Here is a 25,048-nt window from a genome sequence, read left to right on the forward strand (position 1 = left end):
GACAAGGAAGAGTAGGGGAGAGTTATGGCAGGCCTGTTCAACATCCTTAAGGTCACCGTCAGTGAGGACAAGATCTGCGCGCATGTGCTGGTGAACCCCGGCATGCCGCTCATGACCTCGGAGGACATCGAGGCCACGGCGCGCGTGTACTACCTGGTGCCCGCGATTGCCAAGCACCTGTGCCTGGGCGATTCCGGCCGCGAGTTCCAGGACTGCATGGGTCAGACCGAGCTCTGCCATCTGCTTGAGCACGTGACGGTCGAGCTCATGAACGAGACCGGTCTTGCCGGTAGCATCTCGTGCGGCCGCACGCGCGTAAGCGAGCATGACGAGCGTGTCTTTGAGGTCGAGCTTTCGTGCCCCGACGACGCACTGGCCATCGGTGCGCTGTCGTCGGCCACCTTTATGATGGACTGGGCGTACCTGCACGCCGACCAGCCTGCCCCCGACGTGGAAGGCACGGTCGCGGGCCTGCGCAACCTGGTGCTGGGCATGCGCGCCGAGGCCGAGGGCAAGGATCCTCACGAGGCCGTCGCTGCTGCGAACGGCGAAGATGCTGCCGAGGACGAGGGCGCTGACGAGGGCGATGTGCCGGTCGACGCCGAGCCCGTTGCCGATGCGACCGCCGAGCCCGTTCCCACCGAGCCCCAGGGCGTCCCCAACTTTGACGACGAGCCCCAGGTGGCGATTGATACCGAGGGCGCGGTTGCCGAGAACCACGAGGCCTCCGCTGCCGTCTTTGGCGGTGCGGCGACGGTTCCGGCAGGACCTGCGCATGAGGGCGGCCTGCCGCTCGTGGACGGCGCCGGCGAGGACCCGGGTGCCACGGTGGCCATGCCGGCTATGCCTCAGGAGTAGGCCTACGCGTTTATCACCATCACGTACCTGCGTCTTTGCCGTACGCAGATGAGCGGAGCGGCAAGTGATGCGCTGCGGGTATAATGGACAGCATTCAAACGGTGGGCACCGACGTGCCCGCAGGAGAGGAATGATCATGGGTAAGACTTTCAGCTTTGTCTCCGGCGCACTTTTTGGTGCTGCTGCCGGCGCTATTATCGGTGTTGCTCTGGCCCCGCGCTCGGGCGCCGAGACCCGCGCCATGGCTGCCGATATCGCCAACGACGCCTGGGACAATATGCGCGACACCTACGAGCACAGCGCCGAGGAGGCCCGTGCCGCGGTGAATGACTTTGGCCCGATGGTCGACGCCAAGACCGACGACCTGCGCGCCAAGGTCGACCTGGCCCGCGAGCGCATGGACCAGCTTCGCGAGCAGCTCAACGACGCTATCTCGGGCGGCAACGTGACGCCCGCTGCCGACGTCGTGGTCGAGAACGTCGCCGAGGCCGACACCGAGGCCACGGAGCCCTCGACCGAGGCATAATGCGCGCAGGGGATTTTGTCGGCGTCAAGGTTTATCGTAAGCCTGCCGAAGACAAGCGCACCAAAAAGGACGGCACGCCGCGCAGCCCTAAAAAGCTCGGCAAGATTCACTTTCCCGTCTTTACCCCGGGCGGCACGCGCGTGGTGGGCTTTATGGTCCGCCAGTCCGATATCGCGGGTATGATCGAGCGTCCCGACCGCTTTGTGGCGCTCGATGCCATCGGCGTCTATGAGGGTGCCGTCGCGGTCGACGACGTCAAGGGCACCTACGATGCCGCCGCGGCCAAGCGCCTCGATATCAACCTGGACGATTGCATCATCTGGGTTGGCATGGACGTGCGCACGGAATCGGGCGATGTCGTGGGCTACTGCTCGGACGTTGAGTTCAAGCCGCGCTCGGGTATTGTGCAGATGTTCTACGTGACCGCCGGTGCCGCTTCGAGTGTGCTGGTGGGCGACACGCAGGTGCCGCCGACGATGCTGCGCGGCTACGAGAACGGCGCGATGATTGTCTCGGACGAGGTCAAGACGCTCGGGTATTCGGGCGGCGCGGCCGCCAAGGCTGCCGAGGCCAGTGTCGTGGTGGGCGATAAGGTCAAGAAGGGCGCCAAGGTGCTCGATGACAAGGGATCGGTCGCCGTGGACAAGGGCAGCCGCGCACTGGGCAAGCAGCTCGGCAAGACGCGCGGTATGTTCAAGGCCTTTAAGGACGAATATCAAAAGGCGAGCGGGGGCTCGTCAAAAGCTAGCAAATAGAGACGTACCAAATGATGGGAGGCGAGCCGGAGACATGTTGCTCCGGCTCGCTGTGTTTATGGGGGAGGGCACATGCGCCAAAACGGATCTAACTTAAACGGGCGCTCGGGTGCGCGTCCGACGGCGCGCCGCGACCTGGGGCAGCTGCCCAGCGGTCAGCGCCGTCGCCGCCGTAAGCCCGGCGTGATGTACCTCAACCATAGCCGCGGGTTTAGCGACCGCAGCGCGCGCATCGGCAACGGGCGCTCGCCGCGCCGACCGTCCCGTCTGCCCTATGCGCTCATTGCCGTGGGCTGTGCGCTCGTGCTGTTTATCGCTGCCGTCGTGGGCTACGTCAACCGCAGCGTGGACGTGGAACTCAACGGGCAAAAGACCGCGGTGCGCGTGGGCTCTACGCTGCAGAATCTCATCGACGACCAGGAGTTGACCGATACCTACGACGCAGGCGACCTGCTGGCCGTCGATGACAGCGTGCTCAAGCGCCATGGCGGCGAAAAGCTGTCGGTTAAGGTGGACGGCAAGCGCATAAAACAGGGCAAGTGGGATAGCCGCGAACTTGAGGGCGGCGAGAAGGTGACGGTCAAGGATGGCCGTAACACCTACGAGAAGCACGAGGTTCAGGCTACGGTTATCGAGCCCAAGCTCAAGGTCGAGGGCACGGGCGCTATCGAGTATGTGCAGACATGGGGTGTCCAGGGCCGCTCCGAGGTGTGGGTTGGTGAGCAGTCGGGCAAGACGCAGGACCGCGGCGAGGTTGTGCCCGCCACCGATTGCGTCGTTGCGTGCGCCAGCGTGGCGCCCAAGGGCAACAAAAAGTACGTGGCGCTGACGTTTGACGAGGGTCCGAGCGGCGCCACCAAACAGATCTTGCAGGTGCTCAAGGAAAAGGGCGTTACCGCGACGTTCTTCCTTTCGGGCGATGCGGCCGAGGCCTCGCCTGCCACGGCCAAGGCGATTGTCGATGCCGGGTGCGAGATCGGATCCAACAGCTACAGCGACGATTCGCTCAAGGGTCAGGACCGTGAGACGGTACGCGAACAGATCACGAAAGGCACCGATGCGATTAAGTCGGCGACCGGCGTGAAGACGATGCTGCTGCGTGCTCCCTACGCTGCCTTTGACGAGCAAAACTGGATTGATGCGATGGACCTGGTCTCCGCCGTGGTCTCGTGGAATATTGACTCGGGCGACTGGCTGCTCAACGGTGCCGACGAGCAGGTCTCAACGGTGCTCGATTCGGTGACGCCGGGCAATATCGTGCTGCTCACCGATAGAGACGAATGCGCCGAGCAGACGCTCGAGGCGCTGCCGCAGATTATCGACGGTCTTGTCGCCGACGGCTACAAGATCGTGACGCTCAGCGACCTGGTCAAGACGGACACATCGCTCAGCAAAAAGCTCACCTCGCTGACGAAGGTCACCATGCCCAAGGACGCCGTGTTCCCCCAACTTGCCGAGGACGATGACACCACAGAGTAGTCATTGGGTAGTCGTTTAAGAACGTCCCCAATGGCTATGTCACGGATACGTCAGCGTTTGGTATGCCTGCAATGTGCAGCGCATAAATTCGATGCCGCAGGGCGATGCTGATGCTATAGTTACTGCGGTTAATGAGGGTCAAGAGAAAGGTTACAGGTGAAATCCAAACCTCGACCATACAGTCGATGACCCCATGCAGGTGCTTTTTGCGCATGCACGGGGTGTAAGCGTCGAGCGGCGTGCCGCCCGCGCATGCGTATACATATCCAGAAGCCCCCGGACGCCGCACGCGCGGCCGCGTCCGGAGGAATAATGATGGGGAGCACCATTGAATTATCTGAGTGAGATGCTCAAATTGCCGGTCTTGGACGTCGACGGCGAAAAGCTCGGCGTGGTCAACGATTTTGGCATTGCAACCGGCGAAGTTTTTCCGCACGTGACGTCGCTCGCGTTCCGCGGTCCCGGCAAGACGCCGTTCATGATCAGCTGGCGCAAATGGGTCGACCGCATCGACGAGACGGGCGTGTATCTCAATACGTCTGCCACCAATATTCGCTTCTCGTACCTGCAGCCGACCGAGCTCCTGCTGGCGCGCGATGTTCTCAATAAGCAGATCGTCGACACGCAGGGCATGAAGGTCGTGCGCGTCAACGACATCAAGTTTTCCATGTCGGGCGAAAATCAGCTGCGCCTGCTGGGTGCCGAGGTCGGCGCCCGCGGTCTGCTGCGTGCAATCAGCCCCGCGCTCGAGCACGTCGTCGAGGGCTTTATGAAGCACCTGGGCAAGCCGTTGAGCGAGGATATTATCGCCTGGTCCTACATGGACCTGCTCGACCGCTCGACCAAGAACATTCAACTCTCGGTGTCGCACAAGACGCTCGGCGAGCTGCACCCTGCCGACATCGCCGACATTATCGAGCAGCTCGACCCGCGCCTACGTGCGCAGGTGTTTGCGCAGCTCGATACCGCCCAGGCAGCCGAGGCCATCTCGGAGTTCGATGACGACGAGCTTATGACCGAGATGCTCGAGGGCCTGTCCGACACGGACGCATCGTCGATGCTGGCCATGATGGACCCGGACGATGCAGCCGACCTGATCGACGAGCTCGATTACGAGAAGGCCGAGAAGCTCCTGCGCCTGATGGGCGTCAAGGAGGAGAAGGCGATTCGTAACCTGCTGGGGTATGAGGACAACACCGCCGGCCGCATCATGACCTCGGAGTTTGTCTCCCTGCCCGCCACGGCAACGGTCGGTGACGCCATCGAGGCGATTCGCGAGCTCGACGAGGACTTCGAGAGCGTCTACTACGTCTATACCGAGGATCCGAGCGGCATGCTGACCGGCGTGCTTTCGCTGCGCACGCTGATCGTAGCCGACCGCGACGCCACGCTGGGTCAGCTGGCCTATCGCGACCTGGTCTATGTGTCGCCCGACGAGGACCAGGAAGACGTGACGGACGAGATGACCAAGTATGACCTGGTCGCTATCCCCGTCTGCGACGAGAACCGTCATATCCTGGGTATCGTAACCTTCGACGACGCCATGGACGTTATCGCCGAGGAGCATCAGGAGGACCTGCAGATCGCCGGTGTCGGCTCGGGCGACAGCGCGTCGGACGACTCGACGAACGTGCTCAGCTGGTTCGTGCATCGCCAGTACTGGGTTGTTGTATGGGGCATCGCGTCGTGCATCATGGCGACCGTGCTGGGGACGGCGCTCGGCTCTGCGCATCTGGTGGTGTTCCCCATGTGCGCCATGCCGCTCGTGCTGCTGGCGGCCTCGCGCATGGTGTCGTTCGTCAAGAACTACTTCCTGGAGTATGACGGTCACGACGACGAGCCCAAGCCGTATCTGGGGTTCTTCTTCCAGAGCACGGGCATGGGCCTGATTCTGTCACTCGTGACCTACCTGTGCGCCCAGCTGGTGCGCACCGCTGCGCTCCTCGATGCGCCCATGTTTGAGGAGCAACTCTTTACCGGGTGCTTTAATATCGCTGCCATCATTTGCCTGGTTGGCAACATGAGTGCCGTGATTTACCTGATGGTGCTGTTCTGGCGTGACGAGCATGACCTCAACACGTCGGGCACCGCCATGAACGTTATTGCCGTCATGATCTCGTGTGTGGCGTATTGCATCGCCGCGGTGCTGCTCGCCATGTCAGTCATGGGTTAGGTGGTCGCGTGCAAAATACCAAGCAAAAGTCGGGCACCAAGCAAAAGTTGACCATCGCGGCCATCTTTGGCGCTATGGGTCCCGGTCTGCTGGCGGCGCTTTCGGGCAATGACGCCGGCGGCATTGCAACGTATTCCAGCGCGGGCGCCAGCTATGGCTACAAGATGCTGTGGATGCTTCCCGTCATGACCGTGCTGCTCATCGTGACGCAGGAGACCGCGGCGCGCTGCGGCTGCGTCACGGGCAAGGGCCTGGCATCGCTCATTCGCGAGCGCTTTGGCGTGCGCAAGAGTGTACTTGCTATGGCGGCGCTGTTGATCGCCAACACGGCTGTGACCATTTCGGAGTTTGCGGGTATCGCCAGCGGCCTTGCTCTCTTTGGCGTGCCGGCGAGCATCTCGGTGCCGTTGGTGGCGCTGCTGGTGTGGATGCTTACCATGTCGGGTAGTTTCCAGCGCATCGAGAAGATTCTGCTGTTGGTAAGCTGCGTCTTCGTGACCTATATTGTCGCCGCGTTTATGGCTGGCCCCAACTGGGGTGAGGTCGCGGTCGACCTGGTCGTGCCTAACATTCAAAATGACCCCAGCTACGTGTCGCTCGTGGTCGCAACGATCGGTACCACCATCGCGCCGTGGATGATTTTCTTGGCGCAGAATAACGTGGTCGATAAGAATGCGGGCGAGGACGACATCGTGCTGCAGCGTATTGATACCGTGAGCGGCTCGATCGCTGCTGATATCATTGCGGGCTTTATTATCATCACGACCGGTACGGTGCTGTTCCCGGCGGGTATTCAGATTAGCGATGCTGCCGATGCTGCCCGCGCGCTGGAGCCTATTGCGGGTCAGTGGTCCACGGTGCTGTTTGCCTCGGGCCTGGTCGCGGCGAGCTTCTTGGCTGCTTGCGTGCTACCGGGCGTTACGTCGAGCGCTATCTGCGAGGCATTTGGCTGGGAGCGCGGTGCCGACCGCAGCTGGGACGAGGCCCCGGTCTATCGCGGCATCATTACGGCCATCATCGGTATCTCTGCCGTGCTGGTGCTTATGCCCGGCGTCGATCTGTTCCAGATTATGATGACCTCGCAGGTCATCAATGGCGTGCTACTGCCCGTGGTTCTGGTGTTCCAGGTGGTTATCGCCGCCGACCGTCACATTATGGGTGCCAACCGCAACGGCCGCGTGTGGAACGTGCTCACTTGGGCGACTATCGGCGTGATTACGGTGCTCACGGTCGTCATGTTTGTTCTGCAGGCGATGGGTTACAGCGCTTAGCGCCTCTTTTTGACTCCAAACAGGCCGCAGCGATGGGCTGCGGCCTGTTTTTTGCCTGTTATAGGGGGTTGGTAATATGCGAGTGGACAAAAAATGCCAAATATGAGTACTGTTGGGTAGCGCGCAGAGATGTGGTGTAAGAGGCGGGGCATTCCCCGCCTCTTACACCACATCTCTGCGCGCTACCTCGCGCGCTACCGCATGGGCGCCATTTTGGGTGGTTTTGCCTGCTACTAAAATGGTAACAGTACTCATATTTGCTCCTTTTTGTCCACGACCTCTTGGGGCCGGCTCGAAAAGAGTGATTTTGGGTTGTTTGCTGCGGGTTACTTGTCGGTGCCCAGCTTGTGCGGCTTGAGAGCGAGCGCATTGACGAGCGCGTCGGTGGCAGACTTGACGGCTGCCGGCTGCGGATCGTTGACGTGATCTTCGGGGTGCACGGGCAGGTCCTTCTTGACGGCATCGTGGATCAAGTTGAGGTACTCAGTCACGCCAGCGGTCGATAGGTGCGTGCCATCGCCATCGAACAGGTCGTTGCGGTTGGCGCTGTATCCGTACCAGTCGATAACGCGCACGTTCTTGTAGCGCGTAGCGGCGTTGGCGATGGCCTGGTTGGTAGAGCCAACCCACGGCTGCGGGCTGCGTGTGTTCACAAACACCACAATACGCTTATCTCCTGCATCGGCCATGATGGCGTCGATCTGATCGTCGGTTACCAAGCCGTTGGTGCCCAGCGCAAAGACCACGATCTTGCCGGCAAGGTTCTGTTGGAGATAGCCCTCAAATGTCGCGCGGCCCGCATCAAACTGGCGGCCCTTTTCGGCATCGATATGGCTGTGCGGGAACACGCCGTCAAAGGAATCAACGGCGCGCAGCGACACGGAGTCACCGATCATAAGCAAATCGTAGGAGCCATCGGGGAAGCCGTCGTTGTCCTTGTCGGTGTCGTCGGCCGCCTGTTGGTCGGCGGGCGCGGTGTTTTTGGCTTCCTTGTTGAGGACTTCGGCGCCCTCACCGCTCAGTGCGGAGGTCTCCGGCACAAAGATCAGGCCGCCCAGTGCAACGACCAACACGACAGCGCAGGTTGCGCAGACAGGGACGTGCGCGCGTGCCCAGTTGGCGGGCGTGGCGGTGCCGTCGCGGAACTCGGATACGGTGCGCTCAAAGGCGCCCTTTCTAAACGGCGTTTCGATAAAGCGATATGAGCATTCGGCCACGGCGACCACCACAAGTACCTGCAAGATGTACTGCCACCACGGTGTATCGTTGATGTTGGCGACCGGGTTCATGAGCAACAGCAGGGGATAGTGCCACAGGTAGATGCTGTACGAGCGCTTGCCAACCCACACGAGCGGCTCGGCGGACAGCGCGCGGGCAACCATTCCCTGGGGCTGCACGCAGGCCGCGATGACCATGAGCGTGAGGACCGAGCACAGCAGCGTGCCGCCGCGATACTGGAGCGCGGTGTAGCCGTTGGTGAGCGCGACCATGGCGGCAAGGCCAACCAGACCCACGACGCCCAACACATCGATGGATGTGGGCGAGGACCAAAAGCGCACGAGGGTGCTCGGCTGTGCCGGGGCGGTCTCGGCTGATTCGTCGGCCTTCTCGCTAGGTTTGCCCTCGGCGTTCTTGTCGTGCTTGGCGGCGCCAGCCAGGCGATTGAGCCCCAAACGATGAGCGAGACGCACTGGCGCCAGGTCGCGATCGGGGATAAAGGCCATCCAGGCACCCAGCAGTAGCGAGAACACGCGGGTGTCGGTGCCGTAGTACACGCGGCTGGGGTCGGCGGCAGGGTTGTAAAGCACCATCATGGCGAGGGCAGATACCGCGGCAAGGCCCAGAACCAAGCGGCGCGTGTTGGGCTTGCTCACATGCATGGATACCATGGCAAACAGCAGTGGCGGCCAAATCAGGTAGAACTGTTCCTCGATGGCAAGCGACCAAAAGTGCGTGAGCGGCGAGGGGTCGCCCAGAGCATTGAAGTACGAGACGTTTTGGGCAATCTGCCACCAGTTGTTGAAGAACAGCAACGACGGCAGGATGTCGGGGCGCATCTTGGTGAGCATCACGTGGTTAAAGATGGTGCACAGCGCGCAGGTCACGAACACTACCGTTACCACGGCGGGGACCAGGCGACGGATGCGGCGAATCCAGAAGCTCTTGAGGTCGATGCGGCCGGTCTTAGCGACTTCGTTGAGTAGCAGGCGTGTGATCAGATAGCCCGAAAGCACAAAGAAGATCGTGACGCCGAGCAGACCGCCCTGCGCCCACGTGAGGTTGAGGTGATAGAGCACCACCGCGACGACGGCAAGCGTGCGTAGGCCGTCAAGGGCAGGGATGTAGCGGGACTTGGGGCGAGCGGGCGTCTGCTCCGCGGCGGGAGTGTTGGCGCGGCCCGCGTTGTTGGTAGAAGCGCGATGAGGGCTTGCGGTGCGTCGCGGCTCGTTGGTACGGCGTTCGCTCTTCACGCGTTCGTGCGGCGCCGGCTCGTTGCCTGTGCGGCGTCGACCGCGCGAGCCCGATTGCGAGAATTGTTCCATAAAACATCATCCAATGACGAGAATAATCAGCACGTATTTATTGTAGCTGCCTGCTCCTGTGAATGCTTGCTGCTGGCGCAAGCTCAAGCGTGCGTCCACATCAAAGTGAACTAAAGTTATAGGGGGTGCGAGGGCGCACAATCGATGGTCGACGGTGGGCATAAGGCCCGCAGATGAGGAGGTTTCCATGGCAGATCGCGACATCATTGCGGTGTTCGGCAGCATGAACATGGACCTTTCGGTGGCGTGCGAGCGCATGCCGCGTGCGGGCGAGACCGTCGGCGGCAGCGGGTTTATCACCAACGCCGGCGGTAAGGGCGCTAACCAGGCCGTTGCCGCCGCGCGCATGGGTGCGCGCACATGCATGATCGGCGCTGTTGGACGTGATACCTTTGGCGATGCGCTTGTGGCGGGGCTCCAGGATGCCGGCGTGAGTGTTGAGTTCGTGGCGCTTCGCGATGACGTGGAGACCGGCACCGCGACTATCATTCGCTGCGAGGGCGACAACCGCATCATACTGTCACCGGGCGCCAACCATGCGCTTGCGGGCGCGGACGTTGCCTGCGCGTTGAGGCGTCTGGTGGCCCATGAGCTCGACGGCGACGCCAGCGAGTTTGCCCCGGCTGCCGGAAGCGTCTTTATCGCCCAGGGCGAATGTGACCTTGCAGCGACGGCCGAGGCGCTTGCTTGCGCTCACGAGCTGGGGTTCTATACGGTCTTTAACCCTGCGCCCGCCTGCGATTTGCCGGCAGGAGCGTGGCCTGCGGTCGACTTGGTCTGCCCCAACGAGACCGAGTGCCAGATGCTGACGGGCATTCTGCCCACAGATGATGCGAGTTGCGTCGCCGCGCTCAATGCGCTGCTCGACAAGGGCGCCGGGGCTGCGGTCATCACGCTAGGCGGTGCCGGCTCAGTTACGCTCGGCGATGGCGGTGAGCCGCTGCGCATGCCGGCGCTTTCGAGCGCGGTGGTCGATACGACGGCCGCGGGCGATACGTTTATTGGTGCGCTTGCTGCAGCTCGTCTGGAGGGTCTGCCGCTCTTTGAGTGCATGGCCGCGGGTGCTCGCGCCTCGGCGGTGACGGTATCGCGCCTGGGCGCTCAGCAATCAATTCCCACGCGTGCGGAAGTCGAGCACAAGTTTGGTTTAGACGGTTTGGATGTAGACGGAGAAGCGGAGTAGAACAATGGCAACCAAGAAGCTGATCCTTGATCTGGATATGGGTGTGGATGATGCGATGGCGCTCGCCTATGCCATCGCGAGCCCCGAGGTGGAGCTCGTCGGCATCACCACGTGCTTTGGCAACGTGCGCGTCGAGCAGTCGGCGCACAACTGCTTGGCGGTGCTCGACCTGTTGGGTCGTCCCGAGGTGCCGGTGTACCTGGGCGCCGATCGTCCCGTGAAAGCGACCGAACCCTACACGCCGCCGGCGTCCACCACGCTTATCCACGGCAAGAACGGCATTGGCGGCGCAAGCGTGCCCGCCTCGCCGTACGAGCCGGTGGGCGCGACGTCGGCCGATGGCAATGCGGCGGTCGATTACCTGATTGATGCCGCGCGTACCTATGGTCCCGATCTGGCCTACGTTGCGACCGGCCCGCTCACCAATCTGGCGCTTGCCCTGGAGCGCGATGCGGCGGCGATGATGTCCATCGGCCGCGTGGTCGTGATGGGCGGTGCGCTTACCGTGCCCGGCAACGTGAGCGCGGGCGCCGAGGCCAACATGGTGGGCGACCCCGAGGCTGCCGACGCCGTGTTGCGCTCGGGCCGCAAGCTCACCATGGTGGGCTTGGATGTGACGCACCGCGTGGTGCTCACGCGCCGCGACGTTGCCGGCTGGACGGGCTCGGGCACTATGGCTGGCTGCGCGTTTGCGAGCATGGTCGAGCACTATATCGGTTCGTACGAAATGAACGCGCCCTACCTGGGCGGCTGCGCGCTGCACGATCCGCTGGCGGTTGCCGTGGCGATTGATCCCACGCTCGTGGGTGCGCTCGGCTGTAACCTGCGTGTCGACCTGCTGGGCGAGTATCGCGGCCGCACCATCTGCGACGAGCACCGTCTGTCCGATCCAGATAAGAGCGCGCTCGTGGCGCTCACCGTGGACGCCCCACGTTTCCTCGTGGAGTTTAAGGCACGCATGGCTCGCATCCTTGGCTAAACGGTTTCTGTGCCCCGTTCCAGATTAGCTACCGAGTAAATACGCCCGTTGGGGGAATAGTCGCGTCGCTTCGCTTGACAACAGGCTAAACTAGCTATTAAACATTTACTATTCTGTTTAGATTGAATTTGCGGTCGTTTAGTTGTCGAGTCACGGGGCGGTCAGGCCACGATGCTCGACCGCGACCGTTGCTAGGGGGAACAATGGCCAAAGCAAGTGTTCGCGAGATCAGCCGCATCACCGGTTTTTCGCCTGCGACCGTGTCCAACGCGCTCAACCGCAAGCGCAGCGTGAGCGAGGAGACCGCCAAAGTCATCCTGGAGTGCGCGCAGTCGCTCGGCTATCAGCAGTCGACGCAGCTCGAGAGCATCCAGTTTGTGCTCGCGCGCAAGACGGGCGCCATCCTGGACGAGAGCACCTTCCACCCCGCGGTCATCGAGGGCGTGGAGCGCCAGGCGCGTCGCCACGGCATGAGCACGAGCTTTGTCTCGCTCGACTTTAGCGACCTAGACGCCGTGCGTCCGCAGGTCGAGGGCCTGATCGCCGACCCGTCTGCCGCCATCGTGCTGATGGGCACCGAGTTGGGCGAGGAGGACTACGCCCTGTTCGCTAACGCCGCCGCCCACCTGATTGTGCTCGATGGCTGGAGCGACCGCCAGTACTTCGATGCCGTGGTCATTGCCAATACCGATTCGGTGCTGCGTGCCGTGGACTACCTTATCGAGAAAGGTCACAAGCAAATCGGCTATCTGGCGGGCGACCTTCGTATCCGCAACTTTAAGGATCGCGAGCGCGGCTATCGCCAAGCACTTGAGGACGCGGGCCTTGAGGCCAACCCGACATGGCACGTCACGCTGGGCACCACGCTCGAGGGCGCTTATCGCGACATGGGCGCGTGGCTCGACAACGCCTCGCGCGAAGATCTGCCAACGGCTTTCTTTGCCGAAAACGACGTGCTCGCCGTGGGTGCCATGCGCGCGCTCAACGAGCACGGCATTCGCGTGCCCGATGATGTCTCGATCATCGGCTTTGACGACCTGTCGTTGGGCGCTTTCTCCAACCCGCCGCTCACCACGGTTCACGTTCCCAAGCACGAGGTGGGCGAGATCGCGGTGCGCCGCCTGGTGGGCAACATCCGCAATCCCAAGAGCTACACCTGCAAGACAGCCGTGTCGACCTATTTTGTCGAGCGCCAGAGCGTGCGCGAAATCTAGGCGGAGACGGCATCGTCTGCGGCGTGTCAAAGCACGCCAGGGCGGTAAACATAACGCTACCAAGAGAGGATCCTTCGGGGCCCTCTTTTTGTTGCCCTTGTATGTTCAGATTGTTTATATACCGTTTAGGCTGATTTCTCTACCGTTTACGAGACTTTCGCGCTAAACTTTTAAACAAAAGAGTAAAACATTTAGTAAACAGAACAAAACGAAACATGCGTCTGTTTACTGAACATGTGACTAGGGGAGGACGTACATGGACAAGATCAAGCTCGGCTTTGTGCCCACGCGCCGCAGTATCTTTAGCGCGCCGGACGCGATCAAGTATCGCGGTCTGACGGCTGATCGCCTGCGCGAGATCGGCGTCGAGATTGTGGATATCGACGACATCAACGACGAGGGCCTGCTGTTCGACGACAGCCATATCGCGCCTATCGTCGAGAAGTTCCGCGCCGAGGGCGTCGACGGCATCATGCTCTGCCACGCCAACTTTGGTACCGAGTATGTCTGCGCCCGCCTTGCCCGCGAGCTCGGCCTGCCCGTGCTGCTGTGGGGGCCGCGCGACGAGCGCCCCGAGCCCGACGGCACCCGTCTGCGTGATAGCCAGTGCGGTCTGTTCGCCACCGGCAAGGTCCTGCGCCGCTTCCAGGTTCCCTTCACCTACATGACCAACTGCCGTCTGACCGATCCCGAGTTCGAGCGCGGCGTCTTGGACTTTTTGGCCGTGTGCAACGTGGTCAAGACCTTCAAGCACACCCGCATCCTGCAGATGGCCACCCGTCCGTTCGATTTCTGGTCGACCATGTGCAACGAGGGCGAGCTGCTCGAGAAGTTCAACATCCAGCTTTCGCCCATCCCCATGACCGAGCTTGTCCAGGCCGTGCGCGACGCCCAGGCTGACGAGCAGGCCATGGCAGCCATGCTCGCCCACATTGGTGACAGCTTTGAGATCTGCATCCCCGAGGACAAGGTTCCTGCGGTCGCAGGACTCGCCATTGCCATGAAGCGCCTGGTCGAGAAGTACGGCTGCAACGCCGGCGCCATCCAGTGCTGGAACGCCCTGCAGGACGAGTTGGGCATTATGCCCTGCGCCGCCAACGCAGTCCTCAACGAGATGGGCATCCCCATCGTCTGCGAGACCGACATCCATGGCGCTATCACCGCGCTGATGGTCGAGGCCGCCGACCTGGGCCGTCACCGCGGCATGTTCGCCGACTGGACCGTGCGTCATCCCGATAACGAGAACGGCGAGCTGCTGCAGCACTGCGGCCCCTGGCCCTGCAGCTGCGCGGCCGTCAAGCCCAAGCTCACTTACCCGCTGGCTTTCGATCACCCCGGCGCGCTGACGGCCGAGGCCAAGCACGGCGACCTCACCCTTGCCCGCTTTGACGGCGACAACGGCGAGTACTCGCTGCTGCTGGGCAACGCCCGCGGCATCGACGGCCCGGCCGGCATGGGCACCTACCTGTGGGTCGAGGTCGACAACCTCAAGCGCCTCGAGGCCAAGATCGTCGAGGGTCCCTACATCCACCACTGCGTCGCCATTCACGCCAACGTGGTGCCGGTGCTCTACGAGGCGTGCAAGTACATCGGCATTGTCCCCGACCTGTACGACCCCATCGAAGAAGACGTCAAAGCTTACCTGCGAGGAGAGTAGAAATGGCAACTATCGAAGAGCTTGAATCCCTGCGTTGGGACCTTCGCCGCGATTGCGTCGATATCATCATGGCTGGCGCCGGCGGGCACATCGGCGGCGACATGTCGGTCATCGATGCGCTGATGACCCTCTACGCCAACCACCTCAACATTTCGCCCGAGACCGTCGACGATCCCAACCGCGATCGCTTCGTGCTCTCCAAGGGCCACGCCATGGAGGCCTACTACGCGGTGCTCTGCCACGAGGGCTATCTGGACCTCGACGACGTCAAGGCCCGCTTCTCTAAGTTCGGCAGCCCCTACATCGGCCACCCCAACAACAAGCTCAAGGGCATCGAGATGAACTCGGGCTCGCTGGGCCATGGTCTGCCCGTGGCCGTCGGCATGGCGCTTGCCGGCAAGATGGACGGCCGCGACTACCGCGTCTACACCATCATGGGCGACGGCGAGCTTGCCGAGGGCTCGGTCTGGGAGGGCGCCATGAGCGGCGGCAACTACCAGCTCGATAACCTGTGCGCGCTCGTGGACCGCAATCGCCTGCAGATCAGCGGCAGCACCGAGGACGTCATGAAGCAGGATTCGCAGGAGGAGCGCTGGGCTGCCTTCGGTTGGAACGTGCTGTCCATTCCGGGCAACGACGTCCAGGCCATCGACGCCGCGCTGACGCTGGCCGCCGAGACCAAGGGTAAGCCCACGGTCATCATCCTCAACACGGTGAAGGGCTACGGCTCGCCGGTTATGGAGGACAAGGCCGCCTGGCATCATCACCTGCCCAACGATGAGGAATATGCCCAGATCATCGCCGATTTCGCTGCCCATAAGGAGGCTATCAATGGCTAACAAGATCGCCAACCGCAAGGCTATCTGCGACACGCTGCTCGAGGCCGCCGCAACCGATAAAGACATCGTCGTCCTGTGCTCCGACTCCCGCGGCTCTGCATCGCTCACGCCGTTCTTTGACCAGTATCCCCAGCAGTCCGTTGAGGTCGGCATTGCCGAGCAGGACCTGGTGAGCATCGCCGCCGGCATGGCCTCGTGCGGCAAGAAGGCCTGGGCCGCCTCGCCGGCGTCCTTTGTGACCACGCGCTCGTATGAGCAGTGCAAGGTCGACGTTTCGTACTCCAACACCAACGTCAAGCTCATCGGCATCTCGGGCGGCGTGTCCTACGGCGCCTTAGGCATGAGCCATCACTCCGCGCAGGATATCGCCGCCATGAGCGCGATTCCCAACATGCGCGTGTATCTGCCGAGCGATCGCTTCCAGACCGCCGAGCTCGTGCGTGCCCTGGTCGCCGACAACAAGCCGGCCTACATCCGCGTGGGCCGCAACCCGGTGGAGGACGTGTACACTGAGGACGAGTGCCCGTTCCAGATGGATCGCGCCACCTGGGTGCGCCGCGGCACCGATGTGACGATCGTCGCTACCGGTGAGATGGTCCGCCACGCCGTGGACGCCGCCGATCTGCTGGCCGAGCAGGGCATCTCGGCGACGGTGCTCGATATGTACTGCGTCAAACCGCTCGATGCCGAGGCCGTGATCGAGGCCGCCGGTGCCACGCGCGCCGTCGTGACCGTCGAGGAGCACAGTCCCTTCGGCGGCCTGGGTTCCATGGTCGCGCAGGTCGTGGGTGAGCACTGCCCGCGTCCGGTCAAGTGCCTCTCCCTGCCCGATGCGCCGGTCATCACCGGCACGAGCCCCGAGGTCTTCGCGCACTACGGCCTGACGGGCGAGGGAATCGCCAAGACGGTCGCCGAGGTCCTTCCCGCAGAGTAATTGGTGCATCGGGGACAGGTTTGCACCAATCCTTTTAGGTTGAATTCTGAGCAGGCCGGCTGCGCTCTCATGAGCCGGTCGGCCACTCGCTCCTTGTCCGTCGGGTTTTAGTTTTGAATCGACGGGGGAGACAGGAGAGTACATGAGCAAATACATCATCGGAATCGATCAGTCCACACAGGGTACTAAGGCGCTGCTGGTGGACGAGGGCGGCCATCTGATCCATCGCGCCGACCGCTCACATCGCCAGATTGTCAACGAGGCCGGCTGGGTGAGCCACGACCCGGCCGAGATCGCCGCCAACGTGCTGGCTGTGGCACGCACCGTGGTGGAGGAGACCGGGGTCGATCCGGCAGACATCGCCGGCGTTGGCATTTCCAACCAGCGCGAGACCACCGTTGCCTGGAGCCGCACGACGGGCGAGCCGCTGTGCGATGCCGTGGTGTGGCAGTGCGCCCGCGCCCGCGAGCTGTGCGACGAGCTGGCTGCGCGCGAAGGCGTGGCCGAGCTGGTGCGTGACACGACGGGTCTGGTGCTCTCGCCCTACTATCCGGCGGGCAAGATGGCCTGGATCCTCGCGAACGTTCCCGCGGCTGCCGAGGCCGCGGCGGCGGGCGAGCTGTGCCTGGGCACCATCGATGCCTGGGTGGTCTGGACGCTCACGGGCGGCGCGGAGTTCCGCTGCGACTGGTCCAATGCCAGCCGCACGCAGCTTTTTGACCTGCGCCGTGGCTGCTGGAGCGAGCCGGTGTGCGAGGCCTTTGGTGTCAATCCGGCGTGCCTGCCGCAGGTGACCGATTCCGATGGCCTGTTCGGTACAACGGACCTGGGCGGCTTTTTGCCGGCGCCCGTGCCCATCCACGGCGTGCTCGGCGACAGCCATGCCGCCTTGTTTGCCCAGGGCTGCCATAGCCGCGGCATGGCCAAGGCGACCTATGGCACCGGCAGCTCGGTCATGATGAACGTCGGCGACGAGTTTGTCGCCAGCTCGCACGGGCTTTCGAGCTCGCTTGCGTGGCGTATGGACGGTGTGACCGAGTATGTTCTCGAGGGCAACGTGAGCTACGCCGGCGCCGTCAAGACGTGGCTGCGCGACGACCTGGAGCTCATCAACAATCCCGAGGAAGTCACCGACCTGTGCTACGCCGCCAATCCGGCGAGCCGCGTCTACTTTGTGCCGGCGTTCACTGGCCTGGGCGCGCCGCACTGGGCGAGCGATGCCGAGGGCTGCGTCTTTGGCATGACGCGCACCACGGGCCGTGCGGAGTTCGTAAAGGCCGCCGACGAGTCGATCGCCTATCAGATCTTCGACGTGATCGATGCGATGGTCGAGGATTCGGGCGCGGCACTGGCCGAGCTTCGTGTTGACGGCGGTCCCACGCGCGACGCGTACCTGATGCAGTTTGAGAGCGACCTGGTCGGCTCGCCCATCCGCATTGCGAGCAACGACGAGATGAGCGGTCTGGGTGCGGCTTGGGCCTGCGGCATTGCGCTGGGCATGTACACGCGCGATGTCGTTGACGTCTACGGCGCCCGCGGCATCGTGGAGCCTGCCATGCCTGCCGACGAGCGAGCCAAAAAGATCGCCGGCTGGCGTCACGCCGTCGACGCGACCATCGCCTACACTGCCTAGGCGGCTGCGCGGCGCCCGCAGGCTATTCCCGGGTAGCTCATTTGGGACGGGGCTTTTTTGACTGGTATGATTGGTGCGACCATTCGAACCAGCTAAAAGAGCCCGTCCCAATTTGACTATCGAGAGGATCTGCCATGGAGCGCATCGCGAGCTTTTCCGTTGACCATCTGCTGCTTGAGCCCGGCGTGTATGTGAGCCGCATCGACCGCGATCCGGCGACCGGCGCCGCCGTCACCACGTTTGACCTGCGCCTGACCACGCCCAACAAGGAGCCGGTCATGAACACGGCCGAGTGCCACACCATCGAGCACCTGGGCGCGACGTTCCTTCGCAACCATGCCGAGTGGTCGAGCCGCATTGTCTACTTTGGCCCCATGGGCTGCCGCACGGGCTTTTACCTCGTCGTGTTTGGTGAGGTGACGAGCGAGGAGATTCTGTCGCTCGTGCGTGAGCTGTTCGAGTTTGTCGCCGGCTTTGAGGGCGATGTCCCCGGTGCCGCTCCCGAGGAGTGCGGTAACTATCTGGACCAGAACCTCCCCATGGCAAACTGGCTCGCGCACCGTTATCTCGACCGCGATCTGGCCGATATCGACGAGAAGCACCTGCACTATCAGCAGGCATAGGGCCGCCCTCTGCCTCCAAACCGTTCACACGGAGATATCGACCGTTTAACTGTTTAGAAGTGTTTATTCGAGGTCATTAGCACTAGCTCGCTTAAACTAGTCCTCAGAGTGATATTCAGGCAAGGCTCCTGAAGCAGCATCTGTCGACATTGATTGTCGGATTCTGCTTCGGGAGCCTTGTTCTGTTTAGGGGGGGGGCACATGGAAATTGTTAAACGAATTAATACCAGCGCTGTCCTCTGCGTCGATGGAAATGGCAGACAGTTGGTTGCATTCGGCCGTGGTCTGGGGTTTAAGAATGTCGGAGACGAGGTCCCTCTTTCGGAGATTCAACGAACGTTTTATAACGTTAGCTCTCGCTACATCGCTCTCGTTGACGAGGTCCCCGACGAGCTTCTCGAGCTTACCTCGGATGTTATTGATATGTCGACAGGTTTGCTGTCTTATGAGGTGAGCCCTAATTTGCCGTTTATCCTTGCGGACCATATCGCGTATGCGGTTAAGCGCAAAGAGCAAAATATCGTTGTCCGCATGCCTTTATCGTTTGATGTCCGCCAACAATATCCCGTCGAATTTAGAATCGGCGAGTATGCACTTAAGATAATCAGGAAACGTCTTAACGTTAGGCTTCCAGCTCATGAGGCAGTTGGAATTGCCATGGCGTTTATCAATAACATGGCCGATTCGGACTCATGCGAAGTAGTTAAAGAGTTTAGCGCGGATATCTACGATCGTGTTCTGGAGGAGTCAACCGTTGCTGTTGAAAATCGGCTTGGCATTCAAGTTGATCGGGAAGGTTTCGATTACGCAAGGTTCGCAACCCATCTTCAGTACTTATTCAATAGGTTGAACTCTGGCGAAAGCATCGTGAGCGACAACCGCAAGATGTACCTCTCGCTCAAAAAAGAATATCCGGTGGCATCAATGTGCGCCGATGATATTGCTTCTGTTCTCAGCCGACTGACGGGGCGGGAACTTATAGACGAAGAAAGACTCTACCTCATGATGCACATCAATCGAATTGCATCGAAAACAAGGTAATTAGTTGGCAAAGGCGCGCGCTTTGCTGATGGTTACATATAAAACTCAACATGGGAGAAATGGTATTTATGGCAGATACAACCAAGCTCGCTGCCGAGATTCTCGAGATGGTGGGCGGCGCAGACAACGTTACATTTGTAGCTCACTGCATGACTCGTTTAAGGTTCAACCTTAAGGACGAAAGCATCGTAGACGATGCAAAAGTCAAGGCGATTGATGGCGTGATCGACATTCGCCATTCCGCGGGGCAATATCAGGTGATTGTGGGACCTAAGGTCGATAAGGTCTATGAAGTCGTTGCCAAGGAAACCGGGATTGATGCCGGAGATTCCGAGGCAAGCGAAGGAGAGACTAAGGGCTTTCTGGGAAAGCTAATGAAGCTCATCAGCGGCATCATGATGCCCGTTCTTCCTGCCTTGATCGCATGCGGAATGATAAACGCCGTCCTTAGTATTCTGACGACGGCGGGTGCTGTTTCCGCCGAGAGCGGAATATACACTCTGCTGTACGGCATGGGAAATGCCTGCATGTATTTTCTGCCCGTTCTTGTCGGATCATCTGCTGCTCAGTTCTTTGGAACCGATCGATATATCGGTGCGGTACTCGGTGCAATCCTGATTTATCCGACTTTCGTTGCTGCGGCCGGAGCGGGCGATGCGCTGGATTTGCTCGGCATGAAGTTCACAATGGTGAGCTATTCCTCCACGGTGTTTCCTGCTATCGTGGCGGCTTGGTTCGCATCCGTTCTTAATAAGTGGCTGCGGGCGGTTCTTCCCGATGTTGTGGCATTTGCGCTCGTCCCGTTCCTGACGGTTGCTGTTGCCGCCCCCGTCTCGCTCCTTGTGATCGGCCCCGTTATTCAGCAGGCGAGCTCTTTGCTTGCGACTGCAGTGCTGGCGGTCTATCAGTTCAGCCCCGTCCTTTGCGGCGTTATTCTCGGGCCGATATTCGGTCTCGTTATGATCCCCCTTGGACTCCATTGGGCCCTGATCGTGCTTTCCATCAACAATATTATGACCGTCGGCTCCGATCCTATCCTTGGACTTCTCTGCTGCAGCATGGGTGTTGTCGGCGCTTGTTTGGCGTTTGCCCTCCGCTCGAAGGACCCGAGTGAAAAGAGTCTTGGGTTCAGCTGTGCCATTACGGGCTTTTTCGGGATTACGGAACCGGCGCTGTACGGCATCATCTTGGAGCACAAGAAGATCATTATCGCTTCCATGGTCGCCGGAGCAATCAGTGCTGTTATCCCGGCGATTTTCAACACCTGTACGTTCGTTATGACGTCGAGCGGCATTTTTAGCTTCCCCGGTTATATGGATCCTTCTGGTGATATGAGCAGCCTCATCGGCGCAATTCTTTGCAATGTCGTCGGTTTAATTCTTAACTTCGTTCTCGTTTACATCCTGTATCGCCCTGATGAAGAGGCAGTAGTGGAGTAGACAATTATTTGGGATGTAAGCTGCCGAAAACCCCGCGGCAGATTGCATGTGGTGGGCTTGCCGTTGATTCACGCGAGCCCACCCTCATTTTTGGAGTGACTAGCTATGACAATTACAGCCGATATGACGTTTGGCGAAATCGCGCTCCTTCCTGAGTTCGCTGGCTTTGGCGAGCACCTTATGCTTTGCCGGCCTTCAACTTGGGAGCGCATGTGGAATAAACCCATCGTGTCTCATATGAATTCTGATGCTAATCCATATGAAACTACTCGCGTTTTGCGTGGATTGAATCGGATTGTCGAGCTCGTGGATGACGGGAGACAAGTTGCCTACGATATATGGGATGAAGCCGACTGCATCCGTGATCCGACTCGACGCAACACGAAACTGTTCTTCTTTCCCGGGAGACCCGGGGCTCCCTTTATCATTGCGGTTTCGGGCGGAGGTTATCAGAGCGTTTGTCATCAAATGGAAGGCTTTCCCGTTGCCCCCGAGCTCAACGATGCGGGCTATAACGTGTTCGTGCTGTCATACAGGGTGAGGGTCGAGCCTTTGATGCCGCGTCCAATCGACGATTTAAATCGAGCTGTCCGTTTTGTCTTCGAGAATTCAGCGAAATTTAATGTCGCAAAAAGTTATGCAGTTATCGGCTTTTCTGCTGGTGCGCATTTAACTGCCGAGTGGGGGACGGACAACAAGGGATTTGCGTCCTACGGATGCGAGGCACCCAAAGCCTTGGTCCTGTGTTATGCACCGATTGATCTTCGTGGCTTTGAGAACGCATCAGACAATAGATTTCTTGATTCGGTGTGCGGCGGGGCTGGTCGCGACTCGCTCGATGATTTCTGTATTAATCAGCATGTGTGGGAGCAGTATCCTCCGACATGTCTTTGGCAATGCGCTGACGATGATATTGTATCGCCCGACAATTATGAAAAGATGGTCGATGCTCTGGATGCAGCTGGAGTACACCATGAGGGAGTCATGTATTCAGAAGGGGGGCACGCATTGATGAAGCCCCATGCGCCGGAGACCGACTACTGGTGTATGAGCGTTATTGAGTTTCTTAAAGATTATCTCGACTAGGAAGCTGCATGTCGCTTTTTGAGCGGGTGATTTCGTCATGCAATGTTTTCGGTATTGATCGTGGTCGTGGATGAATGATGTTCTAGAATGTTCATACTGTCACATAAACGAACAGGAGCGAACATGCATATCTACTCTGTATCAGATCCCGAGTTCAAATCCTATGGTCGCGTGTGGGACGACGTGCCGTCCAACCTGACCGCCCCGCTTGTCGAGGCGCTTGCGGCTACTCCCATTCCCGAGGGCACCAAGTACGTGGCCTCCGCACCCGAGCTCGAGCAGGTTGAGGGTGTCGACACGCTCGGCCTGCTCATGTACGGCGGCCGTCCGTTCCAGCCGGGCTGGTGCAACGGCCACAACACGCGCCTCAACTGTCTGGAGTATCACCGTGCCAGTGAGTTTAATTTGGGTGCGCGCGACTTTATTCTGCTGCTGGCCAAGCGCGAGCAAATTGTCGACGGCAAGCTCGACACCGCTCAGGTCAAGGCCTTTCGCGCGCCCGCCGGCACGCTCGTCGAGGTTTACGCCACCACGCTTCACTACACGCCCTGCATGGTCGACGACGGCGGCTTTCAGGTGATGGTGGCGCTGCCGGCGGGCACCAACGGCCCGCGCCCCGAGGCTGCAGCCGACATGCCTGCCGCCGGTGACAGCTACTGCTACTGGAAGGCCGACAAGTGGGTCCTCTGCCACGCCGACAGCCCCAAGGCGGCCGAGGGCGGCTACGTGGGCCTCGTCGGCAAGAACCTCGACATCGCCTGTGACTAGCATCTTCCGTCTCGATTTGTAACATCTAGCGGGCTAAATCGTCTCTACCTGTTACAGATTTAGACAAACTGCGGGGGCTGCCCGAAAATCTCGATCTGTAACACCAAGCCCGGTTTTGGCTGCCTACCTGTTACAGATCGAGACAAACCGCCCCAAACCACCACAAAGGTGCCTGTCCCCTTTGTGGTGGTTTGGGGCGGCGGTATCAGAAAGTGTCAGGCAGGGGCGGCTGCCGGGCCGCCGTGTGCGAAAAGAAGTGTCGACCTGCGTCGTTGCCGTTGAGTAGCGCGCTGCTTACGGGGATACTGAAACCACGACAAACAGCGTGTGAAAGGATCGATGCATGGCTTTCCGTAAAGACTTCCTGTGGGGCGGCGCAACGGCTGCCAACCAGTGCGAGGGCGCTTACGACGTGGATGGCCGCGGCCTGGCCAACGTGGACGTGGCGCCGCACGGCCCTGAGCGCTATGCGGTGGTCTCCGGCCAGCGCAAGATGCTCGACTTCGAGGACGGCTATTACTACCCCGCGCAGACCGGCATCGATTTCTATCACCACTACAAGGAGGACATCGCCCTCTTTGCCGAGATGGGCTTTAAGACCTTCCGCATGAGCCTGGCCTGGACCCGCATCTTCCCCAACGGCGACGAGACTGAGCCCAACGAGGCCGGCCTGGCCTTCTACGAGGACGTGTTCCGCGAGTGTCAGGCGCACGGCATTGAGCCGCTCGTGACCATCACGCACTTCGACTGCCCGATCCATCTCATCAAGGAGTATGGCGGCTGGCGCAACCGCAAGCTCATCGACTTCTACAAGAACCTCGCGACCACGATCTTCACCCGCTACAAGGGCCTGGTAAAGTACTGGCTTACCTTCAACGAGATCAATATGATCTTGCACCTGCCGTTTATGGGTGCCGGTCTGGTCTTTGAAGAGGGCGAGAACAAGGAGGCCGTCGAGTACCTGGCCGCCCACAACGAGCTCGTCGCCAGCGCTTGGGCAACCAAGATCGCTCACGAGATCGACCCTGAGGTCAAGATCGGTTGCATGCTTGCCGCAGGTAGCTACTACCCCTACAGCTGCCGTCCGGGCGATGTGCGCCAGGCGCAGATTGACAACCAGAGCAACTATTTCTTCGTCGACGTTCAGAGCCGCGGCTACTATCCGGCCTATGCCGTCAAGAAGCTCGAGCGTTTGGGCATCGATGTGGGCATGACGGATGAGGACCGCGAGATCCTGGCCGCCAACACCGTCGACTTCATCAGCTTTAGCTACTACAGCACCCGTTGCTCCGCCGGTGCCGATAACCCCGATGTCGAGCGCACCCAGGGCAACGCCTTCGCCGGCGCCAAGAACCCCTACCTGCAGGAGAGCCAGTGGGGCTGGGCCATCGATCCGCTGGGCTTCCGCATCACCCTCAACGACCTGCACGACCGTTATCAGAAGCCGCTGTTTGTGGTCGAGAACGGTCTGGGCGCCAAGGATGTTGTCGAGGAGGATGGCTCCATCAACGACGACTACCGTATCGACTACCTGCGCCAGCATATCGCCGCGATGCGCGATGCGGTGACCGAGGACGGCGTTGACCTGCTGGGCTACACCACCTGGGGCCCGATCGACCTGGTGTCTGCCGGCACGGGCGAGATGTCCAAGCGCTACGGCTTTATCTATGTCGACCGCGATGATGCGGGCAACGGAACCCTCAAGCGTTCCAAAAAGAAGAGCTTCGACTGGTACAAACACGTCATCGAGACGAACGGCGAGGACCTGGCCTAAGGCTTCCCAACAACCATAGCCTCCTAACCAAAACGCCCGGCGAGCAGTTAATGCCCGCCGGGCGTTTTGTTAAAAGAAGTGAAAGCACTCATTGGGGACGTACTTAAATGAGTGCCCGCAGAATGAGAGTGGATAATCTCCCGTTTTTAGCCTGTTTGTGGGCTCAAAGTGGGAGATTATCCACTCTCGCCATTTGGGCGTCCAAAAATCCTCGCTCGTTTTGTCTTAGTCATTGGGTGTTCCTATAGTTTTGTCAACCGTCGGGGCTACTCC

General features: G+C 60.6%; 20 protein-coding genes. 19 read left to right on the forward strand and 1 reads right to left on the reverse strand.

Annotation, left to right across the window (positions count from 1 at the left end):
- The first annotated feature begins 24 nt into the window (after window positions 1-24).
- The 6 genes from DW661_RS10290 to DW661_RS03755 all read left to right on the forward strand — a co-directional run bounded on the left by DW661_RS10290 (window position 25) and on the right by DW661_RS03755 (window position 7,062).
- Entirely contained in the window at window positions 25-858 is an 834-nt protein-coding gene (locus tag DW661_RS10290; RefSeq protein WP_233504106.1) for a hypothetical protein, read from the forward strand.
- A 136-nt stretch (window positions 859-994) separates the two neighbouring features.
- Window positions 995-1,384 (forward strand): YtxH domain-containing protein, encoded by a 390-nt coding sequence (locus DW661_RS03735; RefSeq protein WP_117630034.1) that lies wholly within the window; start codon window positions 995-997, stop codon window positions 1,382-1,384.
- Window positions 1,384-2,139 (forward strand): PRC-barrel domain containing protein, encoded by a 756-nt coding sequence (locus DW661_RS03740; RefSeq protein ID WP_117630019.1) that lies wholly within the window; start codon window positions 1,384-1,386, stop codon window positions 2,137-2,139. The genes DW661_RS03735 and DW661_RS03740 overlap by 1 nt, the downstream gene beginning before the upstream one ends.
- Window positions 2,140-2,211: 72 nt before the next feature.
- Window positions 2,212-3,618: a polysaccharide deacetylase family protein gene (locus DW661_RS03745; protein WP_233505721.1), complete on the forward strand. Its 1,407-nt coding sequence runs from the start codon at window positions 2,212-2,214 to the stop codon at window positions 3,616-3,618.
- Between the two features lie 328 nt (window positions 3,619-3,946).
- Complete coding sequence (locus DW661_RS03750) at window positions 3,947-5,791, forward strand: magnesium transporter (RefSeq protein ID WP_118934696.1); 1,845 nt, start codon at window positions 3,947-3,949, stop codon at window positions 5,789-5,791.
- Between the two features lie 74 nt (window positions 5,792-5,865).
- Window positions 5,866-7,062, forward strand: a complete 1,197-nt coding sequence (locus DW661_RS03755) for an Nramp family divalent metal transporter (RefSeq protein ID WP_055252163.1) — start codon at window positions 5,866-5,868, stop codon at window positions 7,060-7,062.
- A 326-nt stretch (window positions 7,063-7,388) separates the two neighbouring features.
- On the opposite strand, the gene DW661_RS03760 is transcribed toward DW661_RS03755, so the two are convergent.
- The gene (locus tag DW661_RS03760; RefSeq protein ID WP_118934698.1) at window positions 7,389-9,605 is read right to left on the reverse strand and encodes an acyltransferase family protein; all 2,217 of its coding nucleotides are present in this window, start codon (window positions 9,603-9,605) and stop codon (window positions 7,389-7,391) included.
- Window positions 9,606-9,792: 187 nt separating this feature from the next.
- Between DW661_RS03760 and DW661_RS03765 the strand changes: the two genes are divergently transcribed.
- The 13 genes from DW661_RS03765 (at window position 9,793) to DW661_RS03825 (ending at window position 24,775) form a co-directional block, all read left to right on the forward strand.
- Complete coding sequence (locus DW661_RS03765) at window positions 9,793-10,788, forward strand: ribokinase (protein ID WP_118934700.1); 996 nt, start codon at window positions 9,793-9,795, stop codon at window positions 10,786-10,788.
- A gap of 4 nt (window positions 10,789-10,792) precedes the next feature.
- The gene (locus DW661_RS03770; RefSeq protein WP_118934702.1) at window positions 10,793-11,767 is read left to right on the forward strand and encodes a nucleoside hydrolase; all 975 of its coding nucleotides are present in this window, start codon (window positions 10,793-10,795) and stop codon (window positions 11,765-11,767) included.
- A 203-nt stretch (window positions 11,768-11,970) separates the two neighbouring features.
- Window positions 11,971-12,981, forward strand: a complete 1,011-nt coding sequence (locus DW661_RS03775; protein WP_118934704.1) for a LacI family DNA-binding transcriptional regulator — start codon at window positions 11,971-11,973, stop codon at window positions 12,979-12,981.
- A gap of 256 nt (window positions 12,982-13,237) precedes the next feature.
- Window positions 13,238-14,638, forward strand: a complete 1,401-nt coding sequence (locus tag DW661_RS03780; protein ID WP_118934706.1) for an L-fucose/L-arabinose isomerase family protein — start codon at window positions 13,238-13,240, stop codon at window positions 14,636-14,638.
- A 2-nt stretch (window positions 14,639-14,640) separates the two neighbouring features.
- Window positions 14,641-15,477 (forward strand): transketolase, encoded by an 837-nt coding sequence (locus DW661_RS03785; protein ID WP_197736868.1) that lies wholly within the window; start codon window positions 14,641-14,643, stop codon window positions 15,475-15,477.
- Entirely contained in the window at window positions 15,470-16,411 is a 942-nt protein-coding gene (locus tag DW661_RS03790; protein WP_117769781.1) for a transketolase family protein, read from the forward strand. Before DW661_RS03785 ends, DW661_RS03790 begins: the two co-directional genes overlap by 8 nt.
- A 142-nt stretch (window positions 16,412-16,553) precedes the next feature.
- A complete protein-coding gene (locus tag DW661_RS03795; RefSeq protein ID WP_117839927.1) occupies window positions 16,554-18,044 on the forward strand; it encodes a glycerol kinase GlpK in 1,491 nt (496 codons plus the stop codon).
- Between the two features lie 134 nt (window positions 18,045-18,178).
- Window positions 18,179-18,667, forward strand: a complete 489-nt coding sequence (locus tag DW661_RS03800; protein ID WP_118934708.1) for an S-ribosylhomocysteine lyase — start codon at window positions 18,179-18,181, stop codon at window positions 18,665-18,667.
- Window positions 18,668-18,868: 201 nt separating this feature from the next.
- Entirely contained in the window at window positions 18,869-19,708 is an 840-nt protein-coding gene (locus tag DW661_RS03805; RefSeq protein ID WP_117646431.1) for a PRD domain-containing protein, read from the forward strand.
- Window positions 19,709-19,776: 68 nt separating this feature from the next.
- Window positions 19,777-21,147 (forward strand): PTS transporter subunit EIIC, encoded by a 1,371-nt coding sequence (locus DW661_RS03810; protein WP_158550168.1) that lies wholly within the window; start codon window positions 19,777-19,779, stop codon window positions 21,145-21,147.
- Window positions 21,148-21,252: 105 nt separating this feature from the next.
- On the forward strand, window positions 21,253-22,233 hold the full coding sequence (locus DW661_RS03815; protein ID WP_118934710.1) for an alpha/beta hydrolase: 981 nt from the start codon (window positions 21,253-21,255) through the stop codon (window positions 22,231-22,233).
- 123 nt (window positions 22,234-22,356) lie between these two features.
- Window positions 22,357-23,001 (forward strand): DUF4867 family protein, encoded by a 645-nt coding sequence (locus DW661_RS03820; RefSeq protein ID WP_118934712.1) that lies wholly within the window; start codon window positions 22,357-22,359, stop codon window positions 22,999-23,001.
- A gap of 343 nt (window positions 23,002-23,344) precedes the next feature.
- Window positions 23,345-24,775, forward strand: a complete 1,431-nt coding sequence (locus DW661_RS03825; protein WP_118934714.1) for a 6-phospho-beta-glucosidase — start codon at window positions 23,345-23,347, stop codon at window positions 24,773-24,775.
- Window positions 24,776-25,048 lie beyond the last annotated feature (273 nt).

Source organism: Collinsella sp. AM24-1, assembly GCF_003470325.1.
Lineage (GTDB): Bacteria > Actinomycetota > Coriobacteriia > Coriobacteriales > Coriobacteriaceae > Collinsella.